Annotated in this window: 25 protein-coding genes; 18 read left to right on the forward strand and 7 right to left on the reverse strand. The window is 59.4% G+C overall.

What is annotated here, in order from left to right:
- Nucleotides 1–5: 5 nt before the first annotated feature.
- The 13 genes from OK411_RS06775 to recX all read left to right on the forward strand — a co-directional run bounded on the left by OK411_RS06775 (nucleotide 6) and on the right by recX (nucleotide 9,379).
- The gene (locus OK411_RS06775; RefSeq protein ID WP_136492066.1) at nucleotides 6–1,163 is read left to right on the forward strand and encodes a phage tail protein; all 1,158 of its coding nucleotides are present in this window, start codon (nucleotides 6–8) and stop codon (nucleotides 1,161–1,163) included.
- Nucleotides 1,160–1,675 (forward strand): phage tail protein, encoded by a 516-nt coding sequence (locus OK411_RS06780; protein WP_264364615.1) that lies wholly within the window; start codon nucleotides 1,160–1,162, stop codon nucleotides 1,673–1,675. Before OK411_RS06775 ends, OK411_RS06780 begins: the two co-directional genes overlap by 4 nt.
- A gap of 125 nt (nucleotides 1,676–1,800) precedes the next feature.
- Nucleotides 1,801–2,727: a hypothetical protein gene (locus tag OK411_RS06785; protein WP_264364616.1), complete on the forward strand. Its 927-nt coding sequence runs from the start codon at nucleotides 1,801–1,803 to the stop codon at nucleotides 2,725–2,727.
- Nucleotides 2,727–3,194, forward strand: a complete 468-nt coding sequence (locus OK411_RS06790) for a phage tail assembly chaperone (protein ID WP_071174568.1) — start codon at nucleotides 2,727–2,729, stop codon at nucleotides 3,192–3,194. The genes OK411_RS06785 and OK411_RS06790 overlap by 1 nt, the downstream gene beginning before the upstream one ends.
- 39 nt (nucleotides 3,195–3,233) lie before the next feature.
- Nucleotides 3,234–4,160, forward strand: a complete 927-nt coding sequence (locus OK411_RS06795; protein ID WP_217879428.1) for a phage tail protein — start codon at nucleotides 3,234–3,236, stop codon at nucleotides 4,158–4,160.
- Between the two features lie 2 nt (nucleotides 4,161–4,162).
- Nucleotides 4,163–4,603 carry a phage tail assembly chaperone gene (locus OK411_RS06800; protein ID WP_264364617.1) on the forward strand — a complete coding sequence of 147 codons (441 nt, stop codon included), beginning with the start codon at nucleotides 4,163–4,165 and terminating at the stop codon, nucleotides 4,601–4,603.
- 54 nt (nucleotides 4,604–4,657) lie between these two features.
- Nucleotides 4,658–5,860, forward strand: a complete 1,203-nt coding sequence (locus OK411_RS06805; protein ID WP_122747614.1) for a carbohydrate-binding protein CenC — start codon at nucleotides 4,658–4,660, stop codon at nucleotides 5,858–5,860.
- An 11-nt stretch (nucleotides 5,861–5,871) separates the two neighbouring features.
- On the forward strand, nucleotides 5,872–6,090 hold the full coding sequence (locus tag OK411_RS06810) for a hypothetical protein (RefSeq protein WP_136492069.1): 219 nt from the start codon (nucleotides 5,872–5,874) through the stop codon (nucleotides 6,088–6,090).
- Between the two features lie 36 nt (nucleotides 6,091–6,126).
- Complete coding sequence (locus tag OK411_RS06815) at nucleotides 6,127–6,693, forward strand: glycoside hydrolase family 19 protein (RefSeq protein WP_136492070.1); 567 nt, start codon at nucleotides 6,127–6,129, stop codon at nucleotides 6,691–6,693.
- Nucleotides 6,672–7,190, forward strand: coding sequence for a lysis system i-spanin subunit Rz (locus OK411_RS06820; protein WP_136492071.1), 519 nt, complete (start codon nucleotides 6,672–6,674; stop codon nucleotides 7,188–7,190). Before OK411_RS06815 ends, OK411_RS06820 begins: the two co-directional genes overlap by 22 nt.
- 67 nt (nucleotides 7,191–7,257) lie before the next feature.
- The gene (locus OK411_RS06825; protein WP_038861108.1) at nucleotides 7,258–7,758 is read left to right on the forward strand and encodes a CinA family protein; all 501 of its coding nucleotides are present in this window, start codon (nucleotides 7,258–7,260) and stop codon (nucleotides 7,756–7,758) included.
- Nucleotides 7,759–7,841: 83 nt separating this feature from the next.
- Entirely contained in the window at nucleotides 7,842–8,900 is a 1,059-nt protein-coding gene (gene recA / locus OK411_RS06830) for a recombinase RecA (RefSeq protein WP_024011876.1), read from the forward strand.
- Nucleotides 8,901–8,908: 8 nt separating this feature from the next.
- A complete protein-coding gene (gene recX / locus OK411_RS06835) occupies nucleotides 8,909–9,379 on the forward strand; it encodes a recombination regulator RecX (protein WP_024011877.1) in 471 nt (156 codons plus the stop codon).
- Nucleotides 9,380–9,436: 57 nt separating this feature from the next.
- Here recX and OK411_RS06840 read toward each other — a convergent pair whose 3' ends face one another.
- A complete protein-coding gene (locus tag OK411_RS06840; protein ID WP_136492072.1) occupies nucleotides 9,437–10,552 on the reverse strand; it encodes a TIGR00730 family Rossman fold protein in 1,116 nt (371 codons plus the stop codon).
- A gap of 340 nt (nucleotides 10,553–10,892) precedes the next feature.
- Between OK411_RS06840 and OK411_RS06845 the strand changes: the two genes are divergently transcribed.
- On the forward strand, nucleotides 10,893–11,090 hold the full coding sequence (locus OK411_RS06845) for a hypothetical protein (RefSeq protein ID WP_264364618.1): 198 nt from the start codon (nucleotides 10,893–10,895) through the stop codon (nucleotides 11,088–11,090).
- On the opposite strand, the gene OK411_RS06850 is transcribed toward OK411_RS06845, so the two are convergent.
- Entirely contained in the window at nucleotides 11,091–11,516 is a 426-nt protein-coding gene (locus OK411_RS06850; protein WP_007908738.1) for a PA3611 family quorum-sensing-regulated virulence factor, read from the reverse strand.
- A 189-nt stretch (nucleotides 11,517–11,705) separates the two neighbouring features.
- On the opposite strand from OK411_RS06850, the gene OK411_RS06855 reads away from it, so the two are divergent.
- From OK411_RS06855 to OK411_RS06865, 3 genes are all read left to right on the forward strand, one after another.
- Complete coding sequence (locus tag OK411_RS06855; RefSeq protein ID WP_136492073.1) at nucleotides 11,706–12,452, forward strand: tRNA-uridine aminocarboxypropyltransferase; 747 nt, start codon at nucleotides 11,706–11,708, stop codon at nucleotides 12,450–12,452.
- 223 nt (nucleotides 12,453–12,675) lie between these two features.
- Entirely contained in the window at nucleotides 12,676–13,326 is a 651-nt protein-coding gene (erdR, locus tag OK411_RS06860; RefSeq protein ID WP_016771412.1) for a response regulator transcription factor ErdR, read from the forward strand.
- 73 nt (nucleotides 13,327–13,399) lie between these two features.
- Nucleotides 13,400–13,762, forward strand: a complete 363-nt coding sequence (locus OK411_RS06865; protein WP_016771411.1) for a diacylglycerol kinase — start codon at nucleotides 13,400–13,402, stop codon at nucleotides 13,760–13,762.
- On the opposite strand, the gene OK411_RS06870 is transcribed toward OK411_RS06865, so the two are convergent.
- Entirely contained in the window at nucleotides 13,759–14,685 is a 927-nt protein-coding gene (locus tag OK411_RS06870) for a LysR family transcriptional regulator (RefSeq protein ID WP_024011881.1), read from the reverse strand. The genes OK411_RS06865 and OK411_RS06870 overlap by 4 nt on opposite strands.
- Before the next feature lie 132 nt (nucleotides 14,686–14,817).
- On the opposite strand from OK411_RS06870, the gene fpr reads away from it, so the two are divergent.
- Complete coding sequence (fpr, locus tag OK411_RS06875) at nucleotides 14,818–15,597, forward strand: ferredoxin-NADP reductase (RefSeq protein WP_007908723.1); 780 nt, start codon at nucleotides 14,818–14,820, stop codon at nucleotides 15,595–15,597.
- A gap of 172 nt (nucleotides 15,598–15,769) precedes the next feature.
- On the opposite strand, the gene tsaA is transcribed toward fpr, so the two are convergent.
- The 4 genes from tsaA to OK411_RS06895 form a co-directional block, all read right to left on the reverse strand.
- Nucleotides 15,770–16,468 carry a tRNA (N6-threonylcarbamoyladenosine(37)-N6)-methyltransferase TrmO gene (gene tsaA, locus OK411_RS06880; RefSeq protein ID WP_136492074.1) on the reverse strand — a complete coding sequence of 233 codons (699 nt, stop codon included), beginning with the start codon at nucleotides 16,466–16,468 and terminating at the stop codon, nucleotides 15,770–15,772.
- A gap of 182 nt (nucleotides 16,469–16,650) precedes the next feature.
- Entirely contained in the window at nucleotides 16,651–17,421 is a 771-nt protein-coding gene (locus tag OK411_RS06885; RefSeq protein ID WP_024011883.1) for an SDR family oxidoreductase, read from the reverse strand.
- A 129-nt stretch (nucleotides 17,422–17,550) separates the two neighbouring features.
- The gene (locus tag OK411_RS06890; RefSeq protein WP_056783315.1) at nucleotides 17,551–18,021 is read right to left on the reverse strand and encodes a DUF1456 family protein; all 471 of its coding nucleotides are present in this window, start codon (nucleotides 18,019–18,021) and stop codon (nucleotides 17,551–17,553) included.
- 70 nt (nucleotides 18,022–18,091) lie between these two features.
- Nucleotides 18,092–18,802, reverse strand: coding sequence for an rRNA pseudouridine synthase (locus OK411_RS06895; RefSeq protein WP_076566200.1), 711 nt, complete (start codon nucleotides 18,800–18,802; stop codon nucleotides 18,092–18,094).
- Between the last annotated feature and the right edge of the window lie 9 nt (nucleotides 18,803–18,811).

Consider the following 18,811-nt stretch of genomic DNA (forward strand, 5'->3'; position numbering starts at 1 on the left):
GAGGGATGGATTATCCGAAGAGTGTGCCCAGTGCCGGGCTGGTGAACGGCAAGTTTGTTGATGAAAACCCCATGACGGGGACGCCGGGATCGTTGATCCCGGCGGATTGGGGGAACGGGGTTACGCAGGAAATTCTTAACGTGATCAAGGCGGCGGACCTGACACCGGATGAGAAGAAATACGATCAGTTGTTGCAAGCGATCCAATCGGTGACGGCCAAGGGCTGGAACCAGGATCTGGCGCTGCCGTTGGCTGCTTTGCCTTTACCTACAGTTGCCACCGCCGATGCACGTCTGCCGGTCAGTCCGGCTGCGGCCTCAACCAGTGGCGGCCGGGTTTCGATCGCAGCGGGAACCTTTATCAGTCTCGGCCAGGAAGTAGTGGCCGGCCAACTCGGGCGTGCGCGCACCTTTGTGACGACGGCGTGGAGCAGTGCGGACCTGCTGCCCAGCAGCCATTACTTTCTGCGAGCGCAAGTTATCGCTGGGGTACTCACGTTCTACACCCAACGCGGTGGCATTCATGACGTCGTGCCTGACTCACTCAAAGGGACCGTCAACGGCGCTGCCGGCGGCGGTTTTCAGTCCACGCCACTGGATATGTGTCTGGCGTGGGTGATAACCGGAGCACCCGGCTCGGTGCCGGTTGTGCGGACTATTTACAACCGCGCTCGTTTGACCTGGACGCAAACGGTGAATGGCACAGGGGCGATATTTTTACCGCTCGACCCCCACGCGCGTGCGGCACGACTAGTCGCCGGTAACCCAACGCCATCGTCCACGGCGGTCACCTCAGTCGCCTTTCCGTCCACCGGGTGGGCAGGGGGCAACTACTGCTTCCTGTCGCCGATCCTGACAGGCAGTTCGAACAACCCGGGAGGGTGGAACCCGGCAACGGTTTCACCGTGCGTACTGTTCACCAACAACATCGTCAATGACGTCACGGTTTCGACGTTGGCGGCCAGCTTCGACCACGCCAATTTGCGCTCACTGTGGCAGTGCTATCAGGCCGAACACAACCTGGGCCAATCGAATGCCGACAGCGATGAGCTATTGCTGAGCATGGGCATCAAAACCCATCCAATCACTGATTACAGTGTGGGCATTGCCATCAACTTTTCCGACGCGGTGAACGTGCAATTCTCGTGGGAGCTTATTCGATGATCGTTATTCAGGAGCTTCATCAGTGCGACGGTGAGTTGCGCCTGCCGCAACCGTCGGCTGCGCACGAGTGGGATGGGCAGAACTGGGTTTTCAATGCAGATAGGCAGATTGCACTGGATCTGCAGGAAGCCGAACGCCTTTGCGCCAAAGTCGACGCCGCCGCCGACAACGCTCGCAACGCACTGGCTGGTGATCCACTCAAGGCCATGCAGTACGCACAGGCAGCCGCAGACGCTCAGGCTTTCAGCGATGCCGGATACCCGAAAAAGGAAGTGCCGCTTTCAGTCGCCGCGTGGGTTGCGAAAGGCCGCACGGCCAAACAGGCGGCGGAGCAGATTCTGAGTAAGGCAGAGCAGTTGACTGAGCATTTGCTCACGCTGCGCACTTTGCGCCTGAAGGCCAAGGCGCAGATTCGCGCACAGGCGGGCAAGGGCAAGATCGACCTGGCGCGCAGCGCGGCCGATGAAGCCTTGATTGCCATTGGCGAACTTGCCAGCGGTCTACCCAGCTAAGCGATATTTTTCGTCCCGCTTCACCCAAGCCCACTTCGATGTGGGCTTTTTATTTTCCGAAACAGACCTGTGTCTGCCAGTGCGCAGGCACGGCTCATTTGTCATTTCACAGGAACGAACAACATATGGACTATCCAAAAAGCGTCCCCAGCGTCGGCCTGGTCGACGGCCGTTTCGTCGATGAAAACCCGGTAGCGGGGACGCCGGGCTCGTTGATTCCGGCGGTGTGGGGCAACAGCGTTACACAAGAGATTCTCAACGTGATCAAGGCGGCCGGGTTGATACCCGATGAGGCCAAAACGGATCAACTCGCCAGTGCGATCGGTGCACTGGTCGATTTCACCAAACTGAAAAATACCCCGACCACATTGGCCGGTTACGGCATCACCGATGCGGTGGGGCGGCTGCTGGCGGTCAGGCAGTTCGAGAAAGTCGGGATTACGCTTTACAAGCCAAACCCCAAAGCCAAGAGGATCCATGTGCGGCTGGTCGGCGCGGGGGGGAGCGGTGGTGGGTGTTCGCCCGTTGCCGCCGGTTATCAGGGTATTGGTGGTGGCGGAGGCTCTGGGGCCTTTGCTCAAAGCCTGTACGACGTGACCCCGGAAATACTTGCAGGCGTGCCCGTTACGCTGGGTGGCGGTGGCGCTGCGAGTAATGTGATGGGGCTGGCCGGCGGAGGTGCTTCGTTCGGCACCTACATGAGCGCTGCGGGCGGTGGAGGCGGGCAGGTCCTTACCGTCGCCGTAACAGCCACAACAGTTGGTTTCGTTCAGGGCGGTGCAGGAGGGCAAGCCGTCACAGGCGGCAATCTTGCCAATGCTCGGGGCGCACCCGGCGAATACGCAATGTACAACGCCAATTGGGGCGTCCTCTCGGGTGCGGGCGGTGCCAGCCCGTATGACGGCGGTGGTACCCGAGTGGGGGTCAACGGGATTGGCATCACCGGCGGACGCGGTTCCGGCGGCAGCGGCTCCTGTTCGACCAACGCTTCGGCTGCCGTACTCAGCGGCGCCGGCGGCAACGCCTTCTGTGAAATCTGGGAGTACGAATAATGGCCATTTATGCACGGGTCGAGAACGGCGTGGTCGTCGAACGGATCGACGCCGGTGAGTACGCCATCTGCGAGCTGTTTGCTCCATCCTTCGTCGAGACGATGGTTCGCGTGCCGGAGGGTCAAGAGGTCGAGATCGGTGCGCCTATCGGCGAGCTTCCCATAGTCGCCGAACCACTGCCTGTAAAGCAGAGCCGTGTGGTGACCCAGGTTCCCATTGTTACAAAAGAGGAATCTGGGACGGCCTCACGTGCCTGGCGCGAAGCCTCTCTCGCCAAGACCGAATGGTTAGTCACGCGGCATCGCGATGAACAGGATCTGGGACGCGGCACATCGCTCAAGCCCACGCAATATCTGGAACTGCTCGAGTATCGACAGGCATTGCGCGACTGGCCTGACTCGCTGCTTTTTCCGGCAGCAGATTCTCGGCCGGCAACACCCTTATGGCTGGCCAGTGCCATTGGCTGAGACCTGCACAACACAAGAATTCGTTCAAGGAGAAGAACATTGGACTACCCGAAAAGTGTACCCAGTGTCGGTCTGGTCAACGGCCAGTTTGTCGATGAAGACCCGATTGCCGGAAAACCCGGTTCGCTGATTCCGGCGACATGGGGCAACAGCGTCACGCAAGAAATTCTCAACGTTGTTCAGGCGGCCGGGATGGCGCCGAACGAGGCATCGAACAATCAATTGTTGGCTGCGCTACGCAGTCCGGCGCTGTTCATCACCGCTCCGCAATTTGATGGCGGACGCTCGGCAGCAACGTCGGAGTTTGTGCAGCGGGCGCTGGGCAGTTACGCCAGTGCTCGAGGGATAACCGCTGCCGCACAGTTGACCCTCGCCGATATTGGTTGCTCGATCGGTATGGGCGGCAATGCAACTTATACAGTGACGCTTCCGGATGCAGCAGCACCCACGGTGCCGAGCGGCGCCACGATCAGTCTGCACTGCCGTAACAACGCACCCGTCACCGTGGCCAGTAAAACCGGCGCACAGATCAGCCCCCAAGGGGGTTATCTGACGTCGATCGTTATGAACAATGGTGAGAGTGCAAACTTCGTCAAAGAGTCTGGAATGTGGGTGGTTTATGGCTCCGCCAGTCTTAAGTACTCATCCTCTTTTGCTGCCCAGATCAACTCTCCGGGTTATCAAAGATTGCCCAGTGGTTTGATCCTGCAATGGGTCGTCGGAGCATCCGACGCAGCCGGCAATATGTCGTTGTCACTGCCCATGAGATTTCCCGCCGCCATTCTTGGAGGCATCGCCAATGAGGCCAATCCTGCCGGCTGGTCGGCGAGCAATGCGACTGTATGGGCGCTCGATCTCGGGGCATCGACTACGACGGTAGCTCTGGCGCGGGTGAGAAACATTGACCCCAGCGGTATAAAACCGTCTTTGGGAATCTCGGGCCGCATTCTGGTCTGGGGGTACTGACCATGACTATTTATTTTTACGCACAAAGTCTGGGTTTTGATCGAATCCAGAACCAGCTTTCCGAGCCGCCCAAAGGGGCCGTGGAAATAACCCAGGCGCAATTCGCGGAACTGTTTGCCGGGCAGGCAGCCGGCAAAGTCATCAGTGCCAGTCCGTCGGGCCAGCCTGTGTTGAGCGATCCGCTGGTATCTCCGATGGCTCTTGCCATCCGCGAACGCTCTTGGCGCAACCAAGTGTTGCAGGACACTCAATGGCTGGTGTTTCGCGATGCCGAAGAGCTGGAAGTCGGCGCTGGCGCGACCCTGCGAGCTGACGAATTCAAACAACTGCTGGCGTATCGGCAGGCATTGCGCGATTGGCCTGAGAATGCAGATTTTCCGAACGCACGCTCGCGCCCAGTAGAGCCCGATTGGCTGGAAGGTTTGCTGCGGGGAAACGGCTAAGCGTAGTGCTCTAGGTAAGCCCTGTGCATGTAGAATCAACAAGGAAAAACCAACATGGATTACCCCAAAAGCACTCCCGGCGCTGGTCTGGTCAACGGCAAGTTTGTCGATGAGGATGCCATCGCCGGTACGCCCGGATCGCTGATTCCAGCGAGCTGGGGCAACGGTGTCACGCAGGAAATACTCAGCGCGATTACCGCAGCGGGGTTGAGTCCGGACGAACAGCAGACTGATCAGTTGGCCCAGGCCATTCGACAGTTGTCCAGACCTGATCCGCTGCAAGCGTTTCCGGTGCAGGTCTATCGCAAGAATCTGTTGATCAATGGCGATTTCCGAATCTGGCAGCGTGGTGCGAGCAATCAGGCGCCAAATGTCGGCGGGTACGTGGCTGATCGTTTCCGTTGTGACTGGAACGGAAACGCCGGAGTGAGCATCACACGGCAAAATTTTGCTCTCGGGCAAGGCGAGGTCTCTGATGAGCCGGCCTGTTTCCTGCGCTGGCAGCAAACGTCCGCAGGGGCGGGAGCTACCGTTCACAAAATTTCCCAGAATATAGAGTCGGTCAGAACGCTCGCCGGAAAAACCGCAACGCTGACGTTTTGGGCTCGATCCGATGCCGTACGGCCTTTGCAAATAACAATTGCGCAGCAATTCGGTGTGGGTGGATCGGCAGCCGTTGGGAAATTGATTGATACGTTTCAACTGAACACAGTGTGGACGCGCTACACCGCAACGTTTCAGGTGCCTGCCATTGCGGGGAAAATGCAAGGCAGCGGCGACTGTCTGACATTGGCGTTCGATCTGCCTCTCAACGTGCTGCAAACGGTCGATCTGACACAGGTCCAATTGGAGGAGGGGCCTGTATCCACGCCCTTTGAACTTCGTCCCTTAGCGCAGGAGCTGGCGTTATGTCAGCGCTATTATGAAAAGTCATTTGCTTCCGGGTTGCCGGTCAAAGCCAATAATGGCACCAATACCTGTATCTCGACGTTTACTCAGGTTCCGGCAGGAAATACCGGCCAATACGGGATGACGATCGGCTTTCTGGTTCAGAAAAGGGTTCAACCTACAGTCACTGCCTATAGCCCGGCGGACAGCAGTAACCAGGTCTGGAATCAAACGATCAGCAAAGCTTGCACCGGCACGCTACTTCAAGGCGTAACGGATCGTAGTATTTCTTTTGCTACTGTCACGCCAGTCGGCAGCGCACCGGGGCAGACTTTGCAACTGGAATGGACAGCGGACGCTGAAATCTAGGAGCGACACTCATGGCTTATCAACTAAGTGCTTGCGGCGTGTTGCGCCTGTCTGATTGTGCATTTATTCCACAGGACTCCAATAATCGCGACTGGCTAGAGTTCCAGCAGTGGCAGCTCTCGGGCGGGCAGGTGCTACCGGCGGATGGGGGACTCGCGGAAACTGGTGCGACCGGCCCCCTGAAAACTCTGGCAAATAAATGGCTGGCAAGCATCAGCCGCCAGTCGTGATTCAATCGGGACAACATCCAGGGAGGATCAAGCATCATGCAATTAACTGAAAAACACCTTACCGACATCATGCCCAACGCCCGCTCCCAAGCGGGCGTTTTTGTTTCGCCACTCAACGCTGCCATGGCCAGGCAGCGCATCGATACGCCCAAGCGCATCGCTGCGTTTCTGGCACAGGTCGGTCACGAGTCCGGCCAATTGCGTTACGTGCGCGAACTGGGCAACAACCAGTACCTGAGCAAATACGACACCGGCACGCTGGCGCTGCGTCTGGGCAATACGCCCGAGGCGGATGGCGACGGGCAAAAGTACCGGGGGCGTGGGCTCATCCAAATCACCGGTCGCGCCAACTATCGCCAATGCAGCCTCGGGTTGTTTGGCGATGAGCGTCTGTTGGCATTGCCCGAATTGCTCGAACAACCGCAGTGGGCGGCCGAATCGGCGGCGTGGTTCTGGGCGCAGAAGGGCTTGAATGAGCTGGCCGACGCGGACCAGTTCAACACCATCACCCGGCGGATCAACGGCGGGTTGAACGGCTTGCAGGATCGACTCGAGATCTGGGCGCGGGCGAGGGCGGTGCTATGTCCGGCTCTTGGCGGGTGATTGGCCTGTTGTTGCTGGTGGCGGGGGCTTTCGCCGCGGCGTGGCAGTTTCAAGACTGGCGCTACGGGCGGCAATTGGCCGAGCAGGCGCGGTTAAACGCCGAAACCCTCAATCAACTGACGCTGACCGCCGCCACCGCGCAACAGGCCGAGCAGGATAAACGCCTGGCGCTGGAGCAACGGCTCGCGGCGAGTGAACAAATCCATTACCGAGCGCTGAGCGATGCCCAACGTGATCAGGATCGCCTGCGCGATCGCCTTGCTACTGCCGATGTGCGGCTGTCAGTCCTTCTCGACGCCGGCGACGTTGCCCACGGCGGTGCGTTGCCAGCCGCCGCCGGCACCGGCGGCGTGGATTCTGCAGCCGTACGCGCCCGACTTGACCCGGCGCATGCTCAACGAATTATCGCCATCACCGACACCGGCGACCGTGGATTGATTGCCTTGCAGGCCTGTCAGGCCTATGTCAGAGCGCTGGCGCCCGAACATCTTGAATGATTCTGTGTATTGAAAGCATGGCCGGCTCGTGTACGGTGAAGGCATTCCACACGATCCGGAGCTCGCCGTGAAAGAGACCACCCAACTGGCCGCAGAACTGGGCCGACGTCTGCAAGTGCTCAATGCCCATGTCACTACCGCCGAGTCCTGCACAGGTGGCGGGATTGCCGAAGCGATTACGCGGATTCCGGGCAGTTCGGCCTGGTTTGAAGCGGGGTACGTGACGTATTCCAATCGGCAGAAGACCCGGCAGCTGGATGTGCCGGGCGATTTGTTCGAGACGGTAGGGGCGGTCAGTCGCGAAGTGGTCGAGGCCATGGTGCGCGGTGCGCAGCAGCACAGCCTGGCGCATTTTGCCGTGGCGGTCAGCGGTGTTGCCGGCCCCGACGGCGGCACGCCGAATAAGCCAGTGGGCACGGTATGGCTGGCCTGGGGTGTTGGCGATGAGGTTTACAGTGAGGTTCAGCACTTCCCCGGCAACCGTGATGAGGTCCGCCGACAAACGGTGAAGGCCGCGCTAGAGGGGCTTGTGCGACTAGCGGCACGAGAAATCGAAAATCAGGGGTAGGCGATCTTCGAACGCTGTGGAATAATACTGGCTACTTATACAGGTGTTGGCCGTCAGGCCTTATTGATTACGTGAGGACTTTAATGGACGACAACAAGAAGAAAGCCTTGGCTGCGGCCCTGGGTCAGATCGAACGTCAATTCGGCAAGGGTGCCGTAATGCGTATGGGCGATCAGGACCGTCAGGCGATCCCGGCCATCTCTACTGGCTCTCTGGGTCTGGATATCGCACTCGGCATCGGCGGTCTGCCAAAAGGCCGTATTGTTGAAATCTACGGTCCTGAATCCTCCGGTAAAACCACACTGACCTTGTCCGTGATCGCCCAGGCGCAGAAAGCCGGCGCGACCTGCGCATTCGTCGACGCCGAACACGCACTCGATCCAGAGTACGCCGGCAAGCTGGGCGTCAACGTTGACGACCTGCTGGTTTCCCAGCCGGACACCGGCGAACAGGCCCTGGAAATCACCGACATGCTGGTGCGCTCCAACGCCGTTGACGTGATCATCGTCGACTCCGTGGCCGCACTGGTGCCGAAGGCTGAAATCGAAGGTGAAATGGGCGACATGCACGTCGGCCTGCAAGCACGTCTGATGTCTCAGGCGCTGCGTAAAATCACCGGTAACATCAAGAACGCCAACTGCCTGGTCATCTTCATCAACCAGATCCGTATGAAAATCGGCGTGATGTTCGGCAGCCCGGAAACCACCACCGGTGGTAACGCGCTGAAGTTCTACGCCTCGGTTCGTCTCGACATCCGCCGTACCGGCGCGGTGAAGGAAGGCGACGAAGTGGTCGGCAGCGAAACCCGCGTCAAGGTTGTGAAGAACAAGGTGGCTTCGCCGTTCCGTCAGGCCGAGTTCCAGATTCTTTACGGCAAAGGCATTTACCTCAACGGCGAGATGATCGACCTGGGTGTGCTGCACGGTTTTGTCGAGAAGTCCGGCGCCTGGTACGCCTACGAAGGCACCAAGATCGGTCAGGGCAAGGCCAACTCGGCCAAGTTCCTGGCGGACAACCCGGAAATCGCCGCGAAGCTCGAGAAGCAGCTGCGTGACAAGCTGCTGTCGCCAGCGGTGATCGCGGACTCCAAGGCCTCGGCGGTCAAAGAGACCGAAGACGACCTGGCCGACGCTGATCTCTGATACCAGCGATGACCACCGCCGTACTGGATACCCTCGTCGCGGTGCGGCGAACCGCCATGGACCTGCTCGCACGTCGCGAGCATGGTCGAGTCGAGTTGACGCGTAAGCTGCGTCAGCGCGGCGCCGAGGCGGAGCTGATCGAAACAGCCCTCGACCGTTTGACGGAAGAGGGGCTGCTTTCCGAAGCCCGTTACCTTGAAAGCTTTGTCTCCTACCGAGCCCGTTCCGGCTATGGCCCTCTGCGAATTCGTGAGGAACTCAGCCAGCGGGGTTTGCAACGTACCGATATCGAAATCGCCCTGCGCGAAAGCGGTATCAACTGGCAGGCGCAGCTTCAGGATACTTGGCAACGCAAGTTTTCCGGACATTTACCGATCGATGCGAAAGAACGGGCCAAGCAAGGCCGGTTTCTGGCGTATCGGGGGTTCTCGATGGAGATGATCAATCGCTTGTTCAGCGGTCGAGGGATGGACGATTAGACCGATTCAACAAAAAAGGCCCGCTATTTTATAGAAAATAGCGGGCCTTTTTTGCCTTCAAATCACGTTGAAAGGTTCGCGTGAGTGTTGTGCTGTGGGCGATTTTGAATCGGCCCGGTTTTCCGGCAGGTTGATGAAGTCCACCAACTCCCTCAGACGACCATGGGTACGGCCATTGAAGGCAAACGCCAGCCGCGTCAGGTGGCTGAACTGCGCATCGTCGTGTTCTTCGCCGCTGTAGGCATGTTGGTGGAACTGGTCGCTCAGGCACAGATCAGCAAACTCCTCCTGCATCCGCGCCAGTGCCTGGTCGCTGAGCTTGTGGTTCATGCGAATCACAAACTGCCGCTTGAGCCAGCGGCTGGAGTGGAAGTTGCTATAGAACTGATTGATCTCGTCCACCGCGTCTTCAACGCTGTAAACCAGTCGCATCAACTTCATATCGGTCGGCAGGATATAGCGGTTTCCTTCCAGCTGATTGCGGATGAAGTCCAGCGCACCTTGCCAGAAGGTACCGCCCGGAACATCCAGCAACACCACCGGCACCAATGGGCTTTTGCCGGTCTGAATCAGCGTCAGCACTTCCAGCGCTTCATCAAGGGTGCCAAACCCGCCCGGGCACAGTACCAGCGCGTCTGCCTCTTTGACGAAGAACAGTTTTCGGGTGAAGAAAAAGTGGAATGGCAACAGATTATCGGTGCCGTCGACGGTGGGGTTGGCATGTTGTTCGAAGGGCAGGGTGATGTTGAAACCCAAGCTGTGATCTCGACCGGCTCCTTCGTGGGCGGCGGCCATGATGCCGCCGCCGGCGCCGGTGATGACCATCATGTCCGCACGCGTCAGCGCTGCGCCGAGTTCGCGGGCCATCGCGTATAACGGATGTTCCACTGGCGTACGTGCCGAGCCGAACACGGTGACTTTGCGCCGGCCCTTGAATTGTTCGAGCACGCGGAACGCCTGCTCCAGTTCACGCAGGGCTTGCAGGGTGATCTTGGCGTTCCAGCGGTTGTGGTCTTCCTGAGCCATGCGCAGCACGGTCAGGATCATGTCGCGGTAGATGGGGATGTTCGGGCTGTTGGTGGAAATACGGTTGAGTTGGGCTTCGACCTGGCTGATGAGGTCGCCGCTTTCCTGAAAATGACGGCTCAAGAGGTCATTCGGTTGATAAGGCATTCAACGTCTCCTTCTGCGCAGAGCGGTTAGCCCTGACAACCAGCGCCGGGGCCGCACTGCAAAACACACGGGGCCGGCAGTTCCATTTCTGCCGTTAACGAATGATCGGGAATACTCTGAATCTAGACCCTCGCACGCATTCGTGCTGACTTGAACAGTGCGCTGTAACGTTTTGCCTGGCAACCGCTTAATGAGTTGCAACAAAACCTCGCCGCTCGTCTGAACGTGTCGCAAAGGGCCATCACTCTGATTTACTCAAATACAGACGTCGCAAGACAACCCTGCGCTTGCGCAAGGCTAGGAAATTCATGGATTCGTGGGTGGCAAGGAGGCGGGATGCATGGTCAGAGTGGTTCTGGAGATCGATACTAAGCTGTATCGAATGTTGCAGGAGTCGGCCGAGACGCATCAATTGAGTCTCGAAGAAGAGTGCTGCCGACGATTGGCCGGCGGCGAACGTCGCTCGCGCTATCTGCAGGCGCTGGTGGCGGAACTGCGCGCCGAGGATGAACAGCGGCGCGCCAAGGCTTCGCGCTGATTACTTCTTCTTCGCTGGCGCGGCTTTCGGGCAATCGGATTCCTGATAGCTGGCCGAGCCGATCGCTTTGTTGGTTTTCACTTCGGTGAAGTCGTAGCGCATGATCGCGCCCTTGGCCATCAGCTTGCGGTACGACGGGTTGTTGCACACCGACGCGCCCAACTGGAAATACACAGCCTTGGGATCGGCGCGCATCTTGTCGGCGTGGCTCTTCTGCACGCTCAGATGGTTGATCAGCTGCGTGCCTTCGACGGTGTAGCCTTGATCAAGAATGTCTTCATTGATCGCCCGTGGCGTGCCGACGCTGCTTTGGGCGGCGACGTTGCGCAGCTCTCGGTTCAGATTCTGCTCACTCAGGGACGCAGCCTGAGCGGTAAAGGACGACGCCAGCAGAATGGCAGCGGTGGGAACGATAAGGCGCAGCATGAAACTCTCCTGATTCGGTGACTGGTGCTTCGACCCGTCACGGGGCGGTGCGTTCAGTGGCGGCGAATTATAGGGGAGCCGGTCTGGACGGTACAGGCTTGCGGCCGTCGCTCTGGTAAACTGCCGGCCTTTATTGCCCTGCCGAGTGTCGTTCGTGTCGAGTTTTCCTGTCTGCCGGTGTTGCCTGCGATGATCCATGCCCCCAACGCCGTGGCCCGCCTGCGCGATCAGCGCGAGGACGAAGGCATCAAGCCGATTCAGGCGCGCGGCTTTCGCTCCGAGCGTTGCCGCGATTGCCGGGTCATCATCAGTCATTGCCTGTGCGCGTGGCGGCCAAGCGTCGACACCCGTTCCGGCGTGTGCCTGATCATGACCGGCAAGGAAGTGTTCAAGCCAAGCAACACCGGCTGGCTGATTGCCGATGTGGTGCGCGACAACCATGCGTTCATCTGGTCACGCACCGAGCCCGACCCGCGGATGCTTGCATTGCTCAACGATCCGCAGTGGCAGCCGTATCTGGTGTTTCCGGGTGAGTATGTCGAACCGTCGCGGGTGACCAACACGGTGACAGTCGATAGCAGCAAGCGCCCGCTGTTCATACTGCTGGATGCGACCTGGACCGAGGCGCGCAAGATCTTTCGCAAGAGTCCGTATTTCGACCGCTTGCCGATCCTCAGCCTGCTGCCCGACAAACTCTCGCGCTATCGCTTGCGCCGTTCGACCCGCAGCGAGCACCTGTGCACTGCCGAAGTCGCGGCGTTGTGCCTGGAGCTGGCCGGTGACAGCGCTGCCGCTTCGGCGCTGGACGCCTATTTCGATGTGTTCAGCCAGCATTACCTCGGTGCCAAGCAGCAACTGGACATGAATGAATCAACGCCCGCTCACGCCGAGCTGTTGCCCTATATACGAAAGCCGCAGCCGGAGTTGGCCCGATAGTGGCCCATACTGTCGACAGCGCTGGCCATCTTGCTTGACCACCCCGGCTGCGCTGGGCATGCTTGGCGCCGATTAGGGTGCGGCCAAGGTTTGAGACGCCGTGTTTGCTGTTGATTGGCGTCGAACGTGCCCCTGTGGATATCGCTTCCAAGCGCTGCCTCGAGTTGCTTTGGCCAGACCGGAATCTACCGAGTCTGCCATCAAAAACAGGATCATTTGAAAAATGGCCACATACGACATCCTGATTGCCGATGATCACCCCCTGTTTCGCAGCGCCCTGCACCAAGCGGTGACGCTGGGCCTTGGCCCGGACGTGCGACTGGTGGAAGTGGCGAGCATCGCCGAACTGGAAGCGCGCCTGACCGAAAAGGCTGACTGGGATCTGGTCCTGCTGGATCTGAACATGCCCGGCGCCTATGGTTTTTCCGGGCTGGTGCTGCTGCGCGGGCAGTATCCGCAGATTCCGGTGGTGATGGTCTCGGCTCAGGAAGAAGCTTCGGTGATGGTCAAATCCCGCGAGTTCGGCGCCAGTGGCTTCATTCCCAAATCCAGCGATCTGAGCGTGATTCAGGAAGCGGTGCGCAAGGTGCTCGATGGCGACGTGTTCTGGCCGCCGCAAGCGTTCGAAGCGGTGAGTGTGTCGGATGAGGCGAAAGCTGCCAGCGATGGCCTCGCCAGCCTGACGCCGCAACAGTTCCGGGTGCTGACCATGGTCTGCGAAGGTCTGCTGAACAAGCAGATCGCTTATGAGCTGAGCGTGTCGGAAGCGACCATCAAGGCCCACGTCACGGCGATCTTTCGCAAATTGAACGTGCGCACTCGCACGCAAGCGGCTTTACTGCTGCAACAACTTGAGTCAATTCCGAGCCAGTGATGGCTGGCGGTTTCACGCTTTTTTGACTTTCGTTGATCTAGCTTCCCCACTCCTTTTTGGCTGGTTTTTCCTTATGTCACCTTTCAAGGGCCAGACCGGCCTGAAACGCATCCTCAACGCGTCCGGCTATTCGCTCGATGGCCTGCGCGCCGCCTTCACTGGCGAAGCGGCATTCCGCCAATTGGTGCTGCTCAACGTGGTGCTGATTCCGCTGACATTCTTCCTTAATGTCAGCCGGGTCGAGCAGGCGGTGTTGATCGCGGTTTGCTTGCTGGCGCTGATTGTCGAGCTGCTCAATTCGGCGGTGGAAGCGGCCATTGACCGCATCTCGCTGGAATTGCATCCGCTGTCGAAGAACGCCAAGGACATGGGCAGCGCCGCGCAGTTCGTGGCGCTGAGCATGATCGGACTGGTGTGGGCGGTGATTCTGCTTTAAGCGATGGTCGGCAAGACGATCTCGTCGCTGCGCTGCACCCCGGCGGTGAAAGCGCGACACAGCTCGAGAAACTCGCGCATCGCCGAGGTCTGGTATTTCTGTTTGTGCCAGATGAAATAGAACTGCCGGGCCAGGTCCAGATCCGGCGTCTCCACCGGCACCAGACTGCCGCGCCGGAAGGCATCGCGCAGCGCCAGCCGCGAAATGCAGCCAATCCCCAGCCCTGATTCCACTGCGCGCTTGATCGCTTCGGTGTGTTCCAGCTCCAGGCGAATATTCAGCGCGCTGCGATGGTGACGCATGGCCTGGTCGAAGGTCAGCCGCGTGCCGGAACCCTGCTCGCGCAGAATCCATGCCTCATGGGTCAGCTCTTCCATTGTCGCACTGCCGCGTTTGGCCAACGGATGCTGCGGCGCACAAAACACCACCAGCTCATCCTCGACCCAACTCTGCACTTCGATGTCCGGGTGGCTGCAATCACCTTCGATTAGACCCAGATCAATTTCGTAGTGGGCGACCTGCTGCACGATATTGGCAGTGTTCTGCACGTGCAGCTTGACCTGACTTTCGGGGTGGCGCTGCATGAAGCTGCCGATCAGCAGGGTGGCCAGATAGTTGCCTATGGTCAGCGTCGCCCCCACTGATAGAGAGCCGAAACCGGATTTGCCATTGAGCAGGTCTTCGATTTCCTTGGCCTGGTCGAGCAGGGCGACCGCTTGCGGCAACAGTTGTTTGCCCAGGGCGTTGAGGCTCAGGCGTTTGCCGGCGCGGTCGAACAGCTGGCAGCTGGACTGGCGCTCGAGCTCGGTGATCGAAGTGCTGGCCGCCGATTGCGAGAGGTTGAGTAGACCCGCAGCACGGGATACGCTTTCCTGCTGGGCGACGGCGACGAAGACTTGCAGTTGACGGAGAGTAAATCGCATATCGATATAACCGATAACCCTTATCTTAATAATCCAGTTAACAGATATTGTCGTCGCTATTAGAATGCGATGCAATTGCGCACGTTGAGCCTCATTGAGCCGCGCAGACCAATCTCCAGGAGTCAAACGTACATGAGCAACATGAACCACGAGCGTGTCCTCAGTGTTCATCACTGGAACGACACTCTGTTCAGCTTCAAGTGCACCCGCGATCCGGGCCTGCGCTTCGAGAACGGTCAGTTCGTGATGATCGGCCTGCAACAGCCCAACGGCCGCCCGCTTATGCGCGCTTACTCGATCGCCAGCCCGAACTGGGAAGAGCATCTCGAATTCTTCAGCATCAAAGTGCAGGACGGTCCGCTGACCTCCCAGCTGCAGCACTTGAAGGAAGGCGACGAGATCATCATCTCGAAGAAGCCTACCGGCACGCTGGTTCTTGATGACCTGAACCCGGGCAAGCACCTGTACCTGCTGAGCACCGGCACCGGTCTGGCGCCGTTCATGAGCGTGATTCAGGACCCGGAAACCTACGAGCGCTTTGAGAAAGTGATCCTGGTTCACGGTGTGCGTTACGTCAACGAAGTCGCTTACCGCGAATTCATCACCGAGCACCTGCCGCAGAACGAGTTCTTCGGCGAAGCGCTGCGTGACAAGTTGATCTACTACCCGACCGTGACCCGCGAGCCGTTCGAGAATCAGGGCCGCCTGACTGACCTGATGCGCAGCGGCAAGCTGTTCAGCGACATCGGCCTGCCACCGATCAACCCGCAGGACGACCGCGCGATGATCTGCGGCAGCCCGAGCATGCTCGACGAGACCAGCGAAGTGCTCGACAGCTTCGGCCTGAAAATCTCGGCGCGGATGCGCGAGCCGGGTGATTACCTGATCGAGCGTGCGTTCGTCGAAAAATAACCTGCGATAACTGTGGGAGCGAGCCTGCTCGCGAATGCGGTCTGTCATCAACGTTGATGTTGCATGACACGATGCCTTCGCGAGCAGGCTCGCTCCAACAGTGGTTTTTCGGTGTGACAGTAAAAGCCCGCGTTGCCTGAGAAGGCAGCGCGGGCTTTTTCGTTTGCGGGTTTTATGCCTCGGCCGGGATGACTTCCAGCACGCGGATCTGTTCGGGCGTCGGGTAATGCCAGCGCACGTCCAGATCCCAGAACTGCGCACCATATTCACGTTCCGGGGCCGGCGTCTGATACGCCGGGCGCGGATTCTGCGCCAGGCACTGCTCGATCAGCTCAACCAACGGCTCATCGAGCCGCTGAGCGTGGGCGTGCGCCTGTTTCAAAGCCGAATCCGCCCACTGCACGTCGATCAGCTGCGGCGCGGCGCTGGCGATGTCATTGATCGCCCCAGGGATGATGTCGGCATACGGCACATAGGGTTTGATATCCAGCACCGGCGTGCCGTCGAGCAGATCGATCCCGGAGATAAACAGCCGATTGCCTTCGACCCTGTCCAGCTTTACCACCGACTGGCCAATGCCGTTGGGGCGGTGCGTGGCGCGGGTGGCGAATACGCCCATCGACTTGTTACCACCCAGGCGAGGCGGGCGCACCTTCAGGCGTGGCTTGTCTTCGAGGGCCTGATGGAACAGAAACAACAGCCAAACATGACTGACCTGCTCCAGCCCCTGCACGGCGTCACCCTGGTCGAACGGCGCGACCAGTTCCAGCACGCCACGGGCGGCCGGTGCCAGTTGCGGCTGGCGGGGGATGGCGAACTTCTCCTTGAAGCAGGAGCGCACGAAGCCGATGGGGGAGACGCTGTAAGTCATGGTCTAGGATCGAAGCGGGTAGGGCGGGCATGATAACCCGGCTCGCTTCAAGTCTGGTGGTGACAGGGCGGACGCCATCGCTGGCAAGCCAGCTCCCACAGGTTTTTGAGTGAACCTGGATTGTTCAAACACTAAAGAACCCTGTGGGAGCTGGCTTGCCAGCGATAGTCACACCGCCGATGTCAGAGGCTGAACCCACCATCCAGCGGAATGATATTGCCGGTCATATAAGCCCCCGCCGTACTCGCCAGGCTGATCGCCAGCGCCGCCATCTCTTCCTCACGCCCCCAGCGCTTCATCGGAATCAGCGCAGTATCCTCAGCCAATGCCTGCTCATCATTACCAATATGCTGGGTCATCTTGCTCGGAAACCGTCCCGGCGCAATCACGTTGACGTTGATGTGCTGGTTCACTAGTTCCCGGGCGAGAATTCGCGACAACTGATGCAGCGCCGCTTTGCTCGGCCCATAGGCATACGCCTGCTCGCCAAACGAAGAAATCCCCGCCACCGAACCGATATTGATGATCCGCGCCGGATTCGCCGCCGAACCGGCCTTGCGCAGCAACGGCAGGAACTGCTGAATGCAACTGAACACCGAGGTCACGTTGAGCTGCATGACCTTTTCCCAGCCCTTGACCGGATAACTCTCCAGCGGCGCGCCCCACGTGGTGCCGGCATTGTTCACCAGAATGTCCAGATGAGTGATCTGCTCACCCAGACGCGCGGCCAATTCCCGCACGCCTTCTTCGGTCGCCAGATTCGCCGCCACGCCGTGGCAACTGCCCAGCGCGCCAAGTTCTTCGGCGGTTTGCTGGCAGGCTTCAACGTCGCGCGAGCACACGTAGACATGGGCGCCGGCCTCGACGAACGCCTTGGCGATCATCTTGCCGATACCACGGGTGCCGCCGGTCACCAGAGCGGTGCGGCCTTGGAGGGAAAAGTAGGGATGCATGACGAGTCCTGAAGATTAGGGATCAGTACACCCTAGTCGTCAGCCGCGAAAAGCGGAGCCATTATTTTTGCAGGGAATGAACGGTCATGCGTTGCGGCGGCGACTATCGATCGCCACCGCACAAGGGCATCAGGCAGGGCGGACGCGCAGGGTCAGGCCCTTGAGGAAATTACGCAGCAACTGGTCGCCACAAGGACGGTAGTTGGTGTGGCCGACCTTGCGGAACAGCGCGCTCAGTTCAGGCTTGGATACCGGAAACTCGGCTGCTTTAAGAATCGCGTGCATGTCGTCTTCTTTCAGTTCGAAGGCCACGCGCAGTTTTTTCAGGATGATGTTGTTGGTCACCGGCACTTCGATCGGTTGCGGCGGACGGCTTTCGTCCTTGCCGCGCTTGAAGATCACCAGACCGTCGAGGAAGTGCGCGATGACTTCGTCCGGGCAACGTACGAAGCCTTCTTCGTCTTCTTCTTTCTTGTCGAGCCAGGTGATGACATCGGCGAGTGTGACGTCCATGCCGCCCAGTTTGATGATCTCGACAACTTTCTTGTCGCTGATGTCGAGCATGTAGCGCACGCTGCGCAGTACGTCGTTATGAACCATGTCGGTATTCCTGATGCGTTGTGGGCAGCGCTCGTAAGCACTGCCGAAATGTGTGGCGGCAGTGAAAGTTCTAGAACTTCTCTTTGCCGGACAGGTAGCGCCACTGGCCGAGCGGGACCTTGCCGATCGACACGCCGCCGATGCGGATGCGGCGGATGCCGATGACCTTCAGGCCGACCGCTTCGCAGAACTGCGCGATGATTCCCGGCTGCGGGTTTTTCATGGCGAAGCGCAGGCGGTTTTCGTTCTGCCAACTGGCCTTGACCGGCGGCAGCTCTTTGCCCTTGTGGGTCAGGCCATGCTGCAAACGGTTGAGGCCGTGGGCAGCCATCTCACCTTCGACTTCGACGATGTATTCCTGCTCGATCTTCGCAGCGTCGGCGGTGAGCTTGCGCAGGATTTTCCAGTCCTGGGTGAACACCAGCAGGCCGCTGGCCTTGGGCTGCAGGTCGGCGCTGGCGGTCAGGCGCAGGAAATGCCCGCGCAACGGGCGCTTGCCGTAGCGATGCTCTTCGCTGAGGGTTTCGGCGCTGAGCGTTTGCATGGCGCTGTCGACATCCATGCCGGCGGGCGCGTTGAGCAGGATGGTCACCGGCTCCGGCGCGGTGGCCTTGGCGTCCTTGTCGAGCTCGACCTTTTGCTCGCCGACCTTGAATTGCGGCTCATCGATGACTTCGCCGTCCACGGTGACCCAGCCGCCCTCGATGAACAGCTCGGCCTCCCGGCGGGAGCAACCGACCAGTTCGATGAGGCGTTTGGAGAGGCGAATCGGGTCAGTCATGACGGGGCC

The organism is Pseudomonas sp. RG1, assembly GCF_025910115.1.
In the GTDB taxonomy this organism is placed as follows: domain Bacteria; phylum Pseudomonadota; class Gammaproteobacteria; order Pseudomonadales; family Pseudomonadaceae; genus Aquipseudomonas; species Aquipseudomonas atacamensis.

Coding starts and splice junctions, on each gene's coding strand:
- OK411_RS06775 (WP_136492066.1), top strand. CDS start 6: ATGGATTATCCGAAGAGTGTGCCCAGTGCCGGGCTGGTGAACGGCAAG.
- OK411_RS06780 (WP_264364615.1), top strand. CDS start 1,160: ATGATCGTTATTCAGGAGCTTCATCAGTGCGACGGTGAGTTGCGCCTG.
- OK411_RS06785 (WP_264364616.1), top strand. CDS start 1,801: ATGGACTATCCAAAAAGCGTCCCCAGCGTCGGCCTGGTCGACGGCCGT.
- OK411_RS06790 (WP_071174568.1), top strand. CDS start 2,727: ATGGCCATTTATGCACGGGTCGAGAACGGCGTGGTCGTCGAACGGATC.
- OK411_RS06800 (WP_264364617.1), top strand. CDS start 4,163: ATGACTATTTATTTTTACGCACAAAGTCTGGGTTTTGATCGAATCCAG.
- OK411_RS06805 (WP_122747614.1), top strand. CDS start 4,658: ATGGATTACCCCAAAAGCACTCCCGGCGCTGGTCTGGTCAACGGCAAG.
- OK411_RS06810 (WP_136492069.1), top strand. CDS start 5,872: ATGGCTTATCAACTAAGTGCTTGCGGCGTGTTGCGCCTGTCTGATTGT.
- OK411_RS06815 (WP_136492070.1), top strand. CDS start 6,127: ATGCAATTAACTGAAAAACACCTTACCGACATCATGCCCAACGCCCGC.
- OK411_RS06820 (WP_136492071.1), top strand. CDS start 6,672: ATGTCCGGCTCTTGGCGGGTGATTGGCCTGTTGTTGCTGGTGGCGGGG.
- recA (WP_024011876.1), top strand. CDS start 7,842: ATGGACGACAACAAGAAGAAAGCCTTGGCTGCGGCCCTGGGTCAGATC.
- recX (WP_024011877.1), top strand. CDS start 8,909: ATGACCACCGCCGTACTGGATACCCTCGTCGCGGTGCGGCGAACCGCC.
- OK411_RS06840 (WP_136492072.1), bottom strand. CDS start 10,552: ATGCCTTATCAACCGAATGACCTCTTGAGCCGTCATTTTCAGGAAAGC.
- OK411_RS06845 (WP_264364618.1), top strand. CDS start 10,893: ATGGTCAGAGTGGTTCTGGAGATCGATACTAAGCTGTATCGAATGTTG.
- OK411_RS06850 (WP_007908738.1), bottom strand. CDS start 11,516: ATGCTGCGCCTTATCGTTCCCACCGCTGCCATTCTGCTGGCGTCGTCC.
- OK411_RS06855 (WP_136492073.1), top strand. CDS start 11,706: ATGATCCATGCCCCCAACGCCGTGGCCCGCCTGCGCGATCAGCGCGAG.
- erdR (WP_016771412.1), top strand. CDS start 12,676: ATGGCCACATACGACATCCTGATTGCCGATGATCACCCCCTGTTTCGC.
- OK411_RS06865 (WP_016771411.1), top strand. CDS start 13,400: ATGTCACCTTTCAAGGGCCAGACCGGCCTGAAACGCATCCTCAACGCG.
- OK411_RS06870 (WP_024011881.1), bottom strand. CDS start 14,685: ATGCGATTTACTCTCCGTCAACTGCAAGTCTTCGTCGCCGTCGCCCAG.
- fpr (WP_007908723.1), top strand. CDS start 14,818: ATGAGCAACATGAACCACGAGCGTGTCCTCAGTGTTCATCACTGGAAC.
- tsaA (WP_136492074.1), bottom strand. CDS start 16,468: ATGACTTACAGCGTCTCCCCCATCGGCTTCGTGCGCTCCTGCTTCAAG.
- OK411_RS06885 (WP_024011883.1), bottom strand. CDS start 17,421: ATGCATCCCTACTTTTCCCTCCAAGGCCGCACCGCTCTGGTGACCGGC.
- OK411_RS06890 (WP_056783315.1), bottom strand. CDS start 18,021: ATGGTTCATAACGACGTACTGCGCAGCGTGCGCTACATGCTCGACATC.
- OK411_RS06895 (WP_076566200.1), bottom strand. CDS start 18,802: ATGACTGACCCGATTCGCCTCTCCAAACGCCTCATCGAACTGGTCGGT.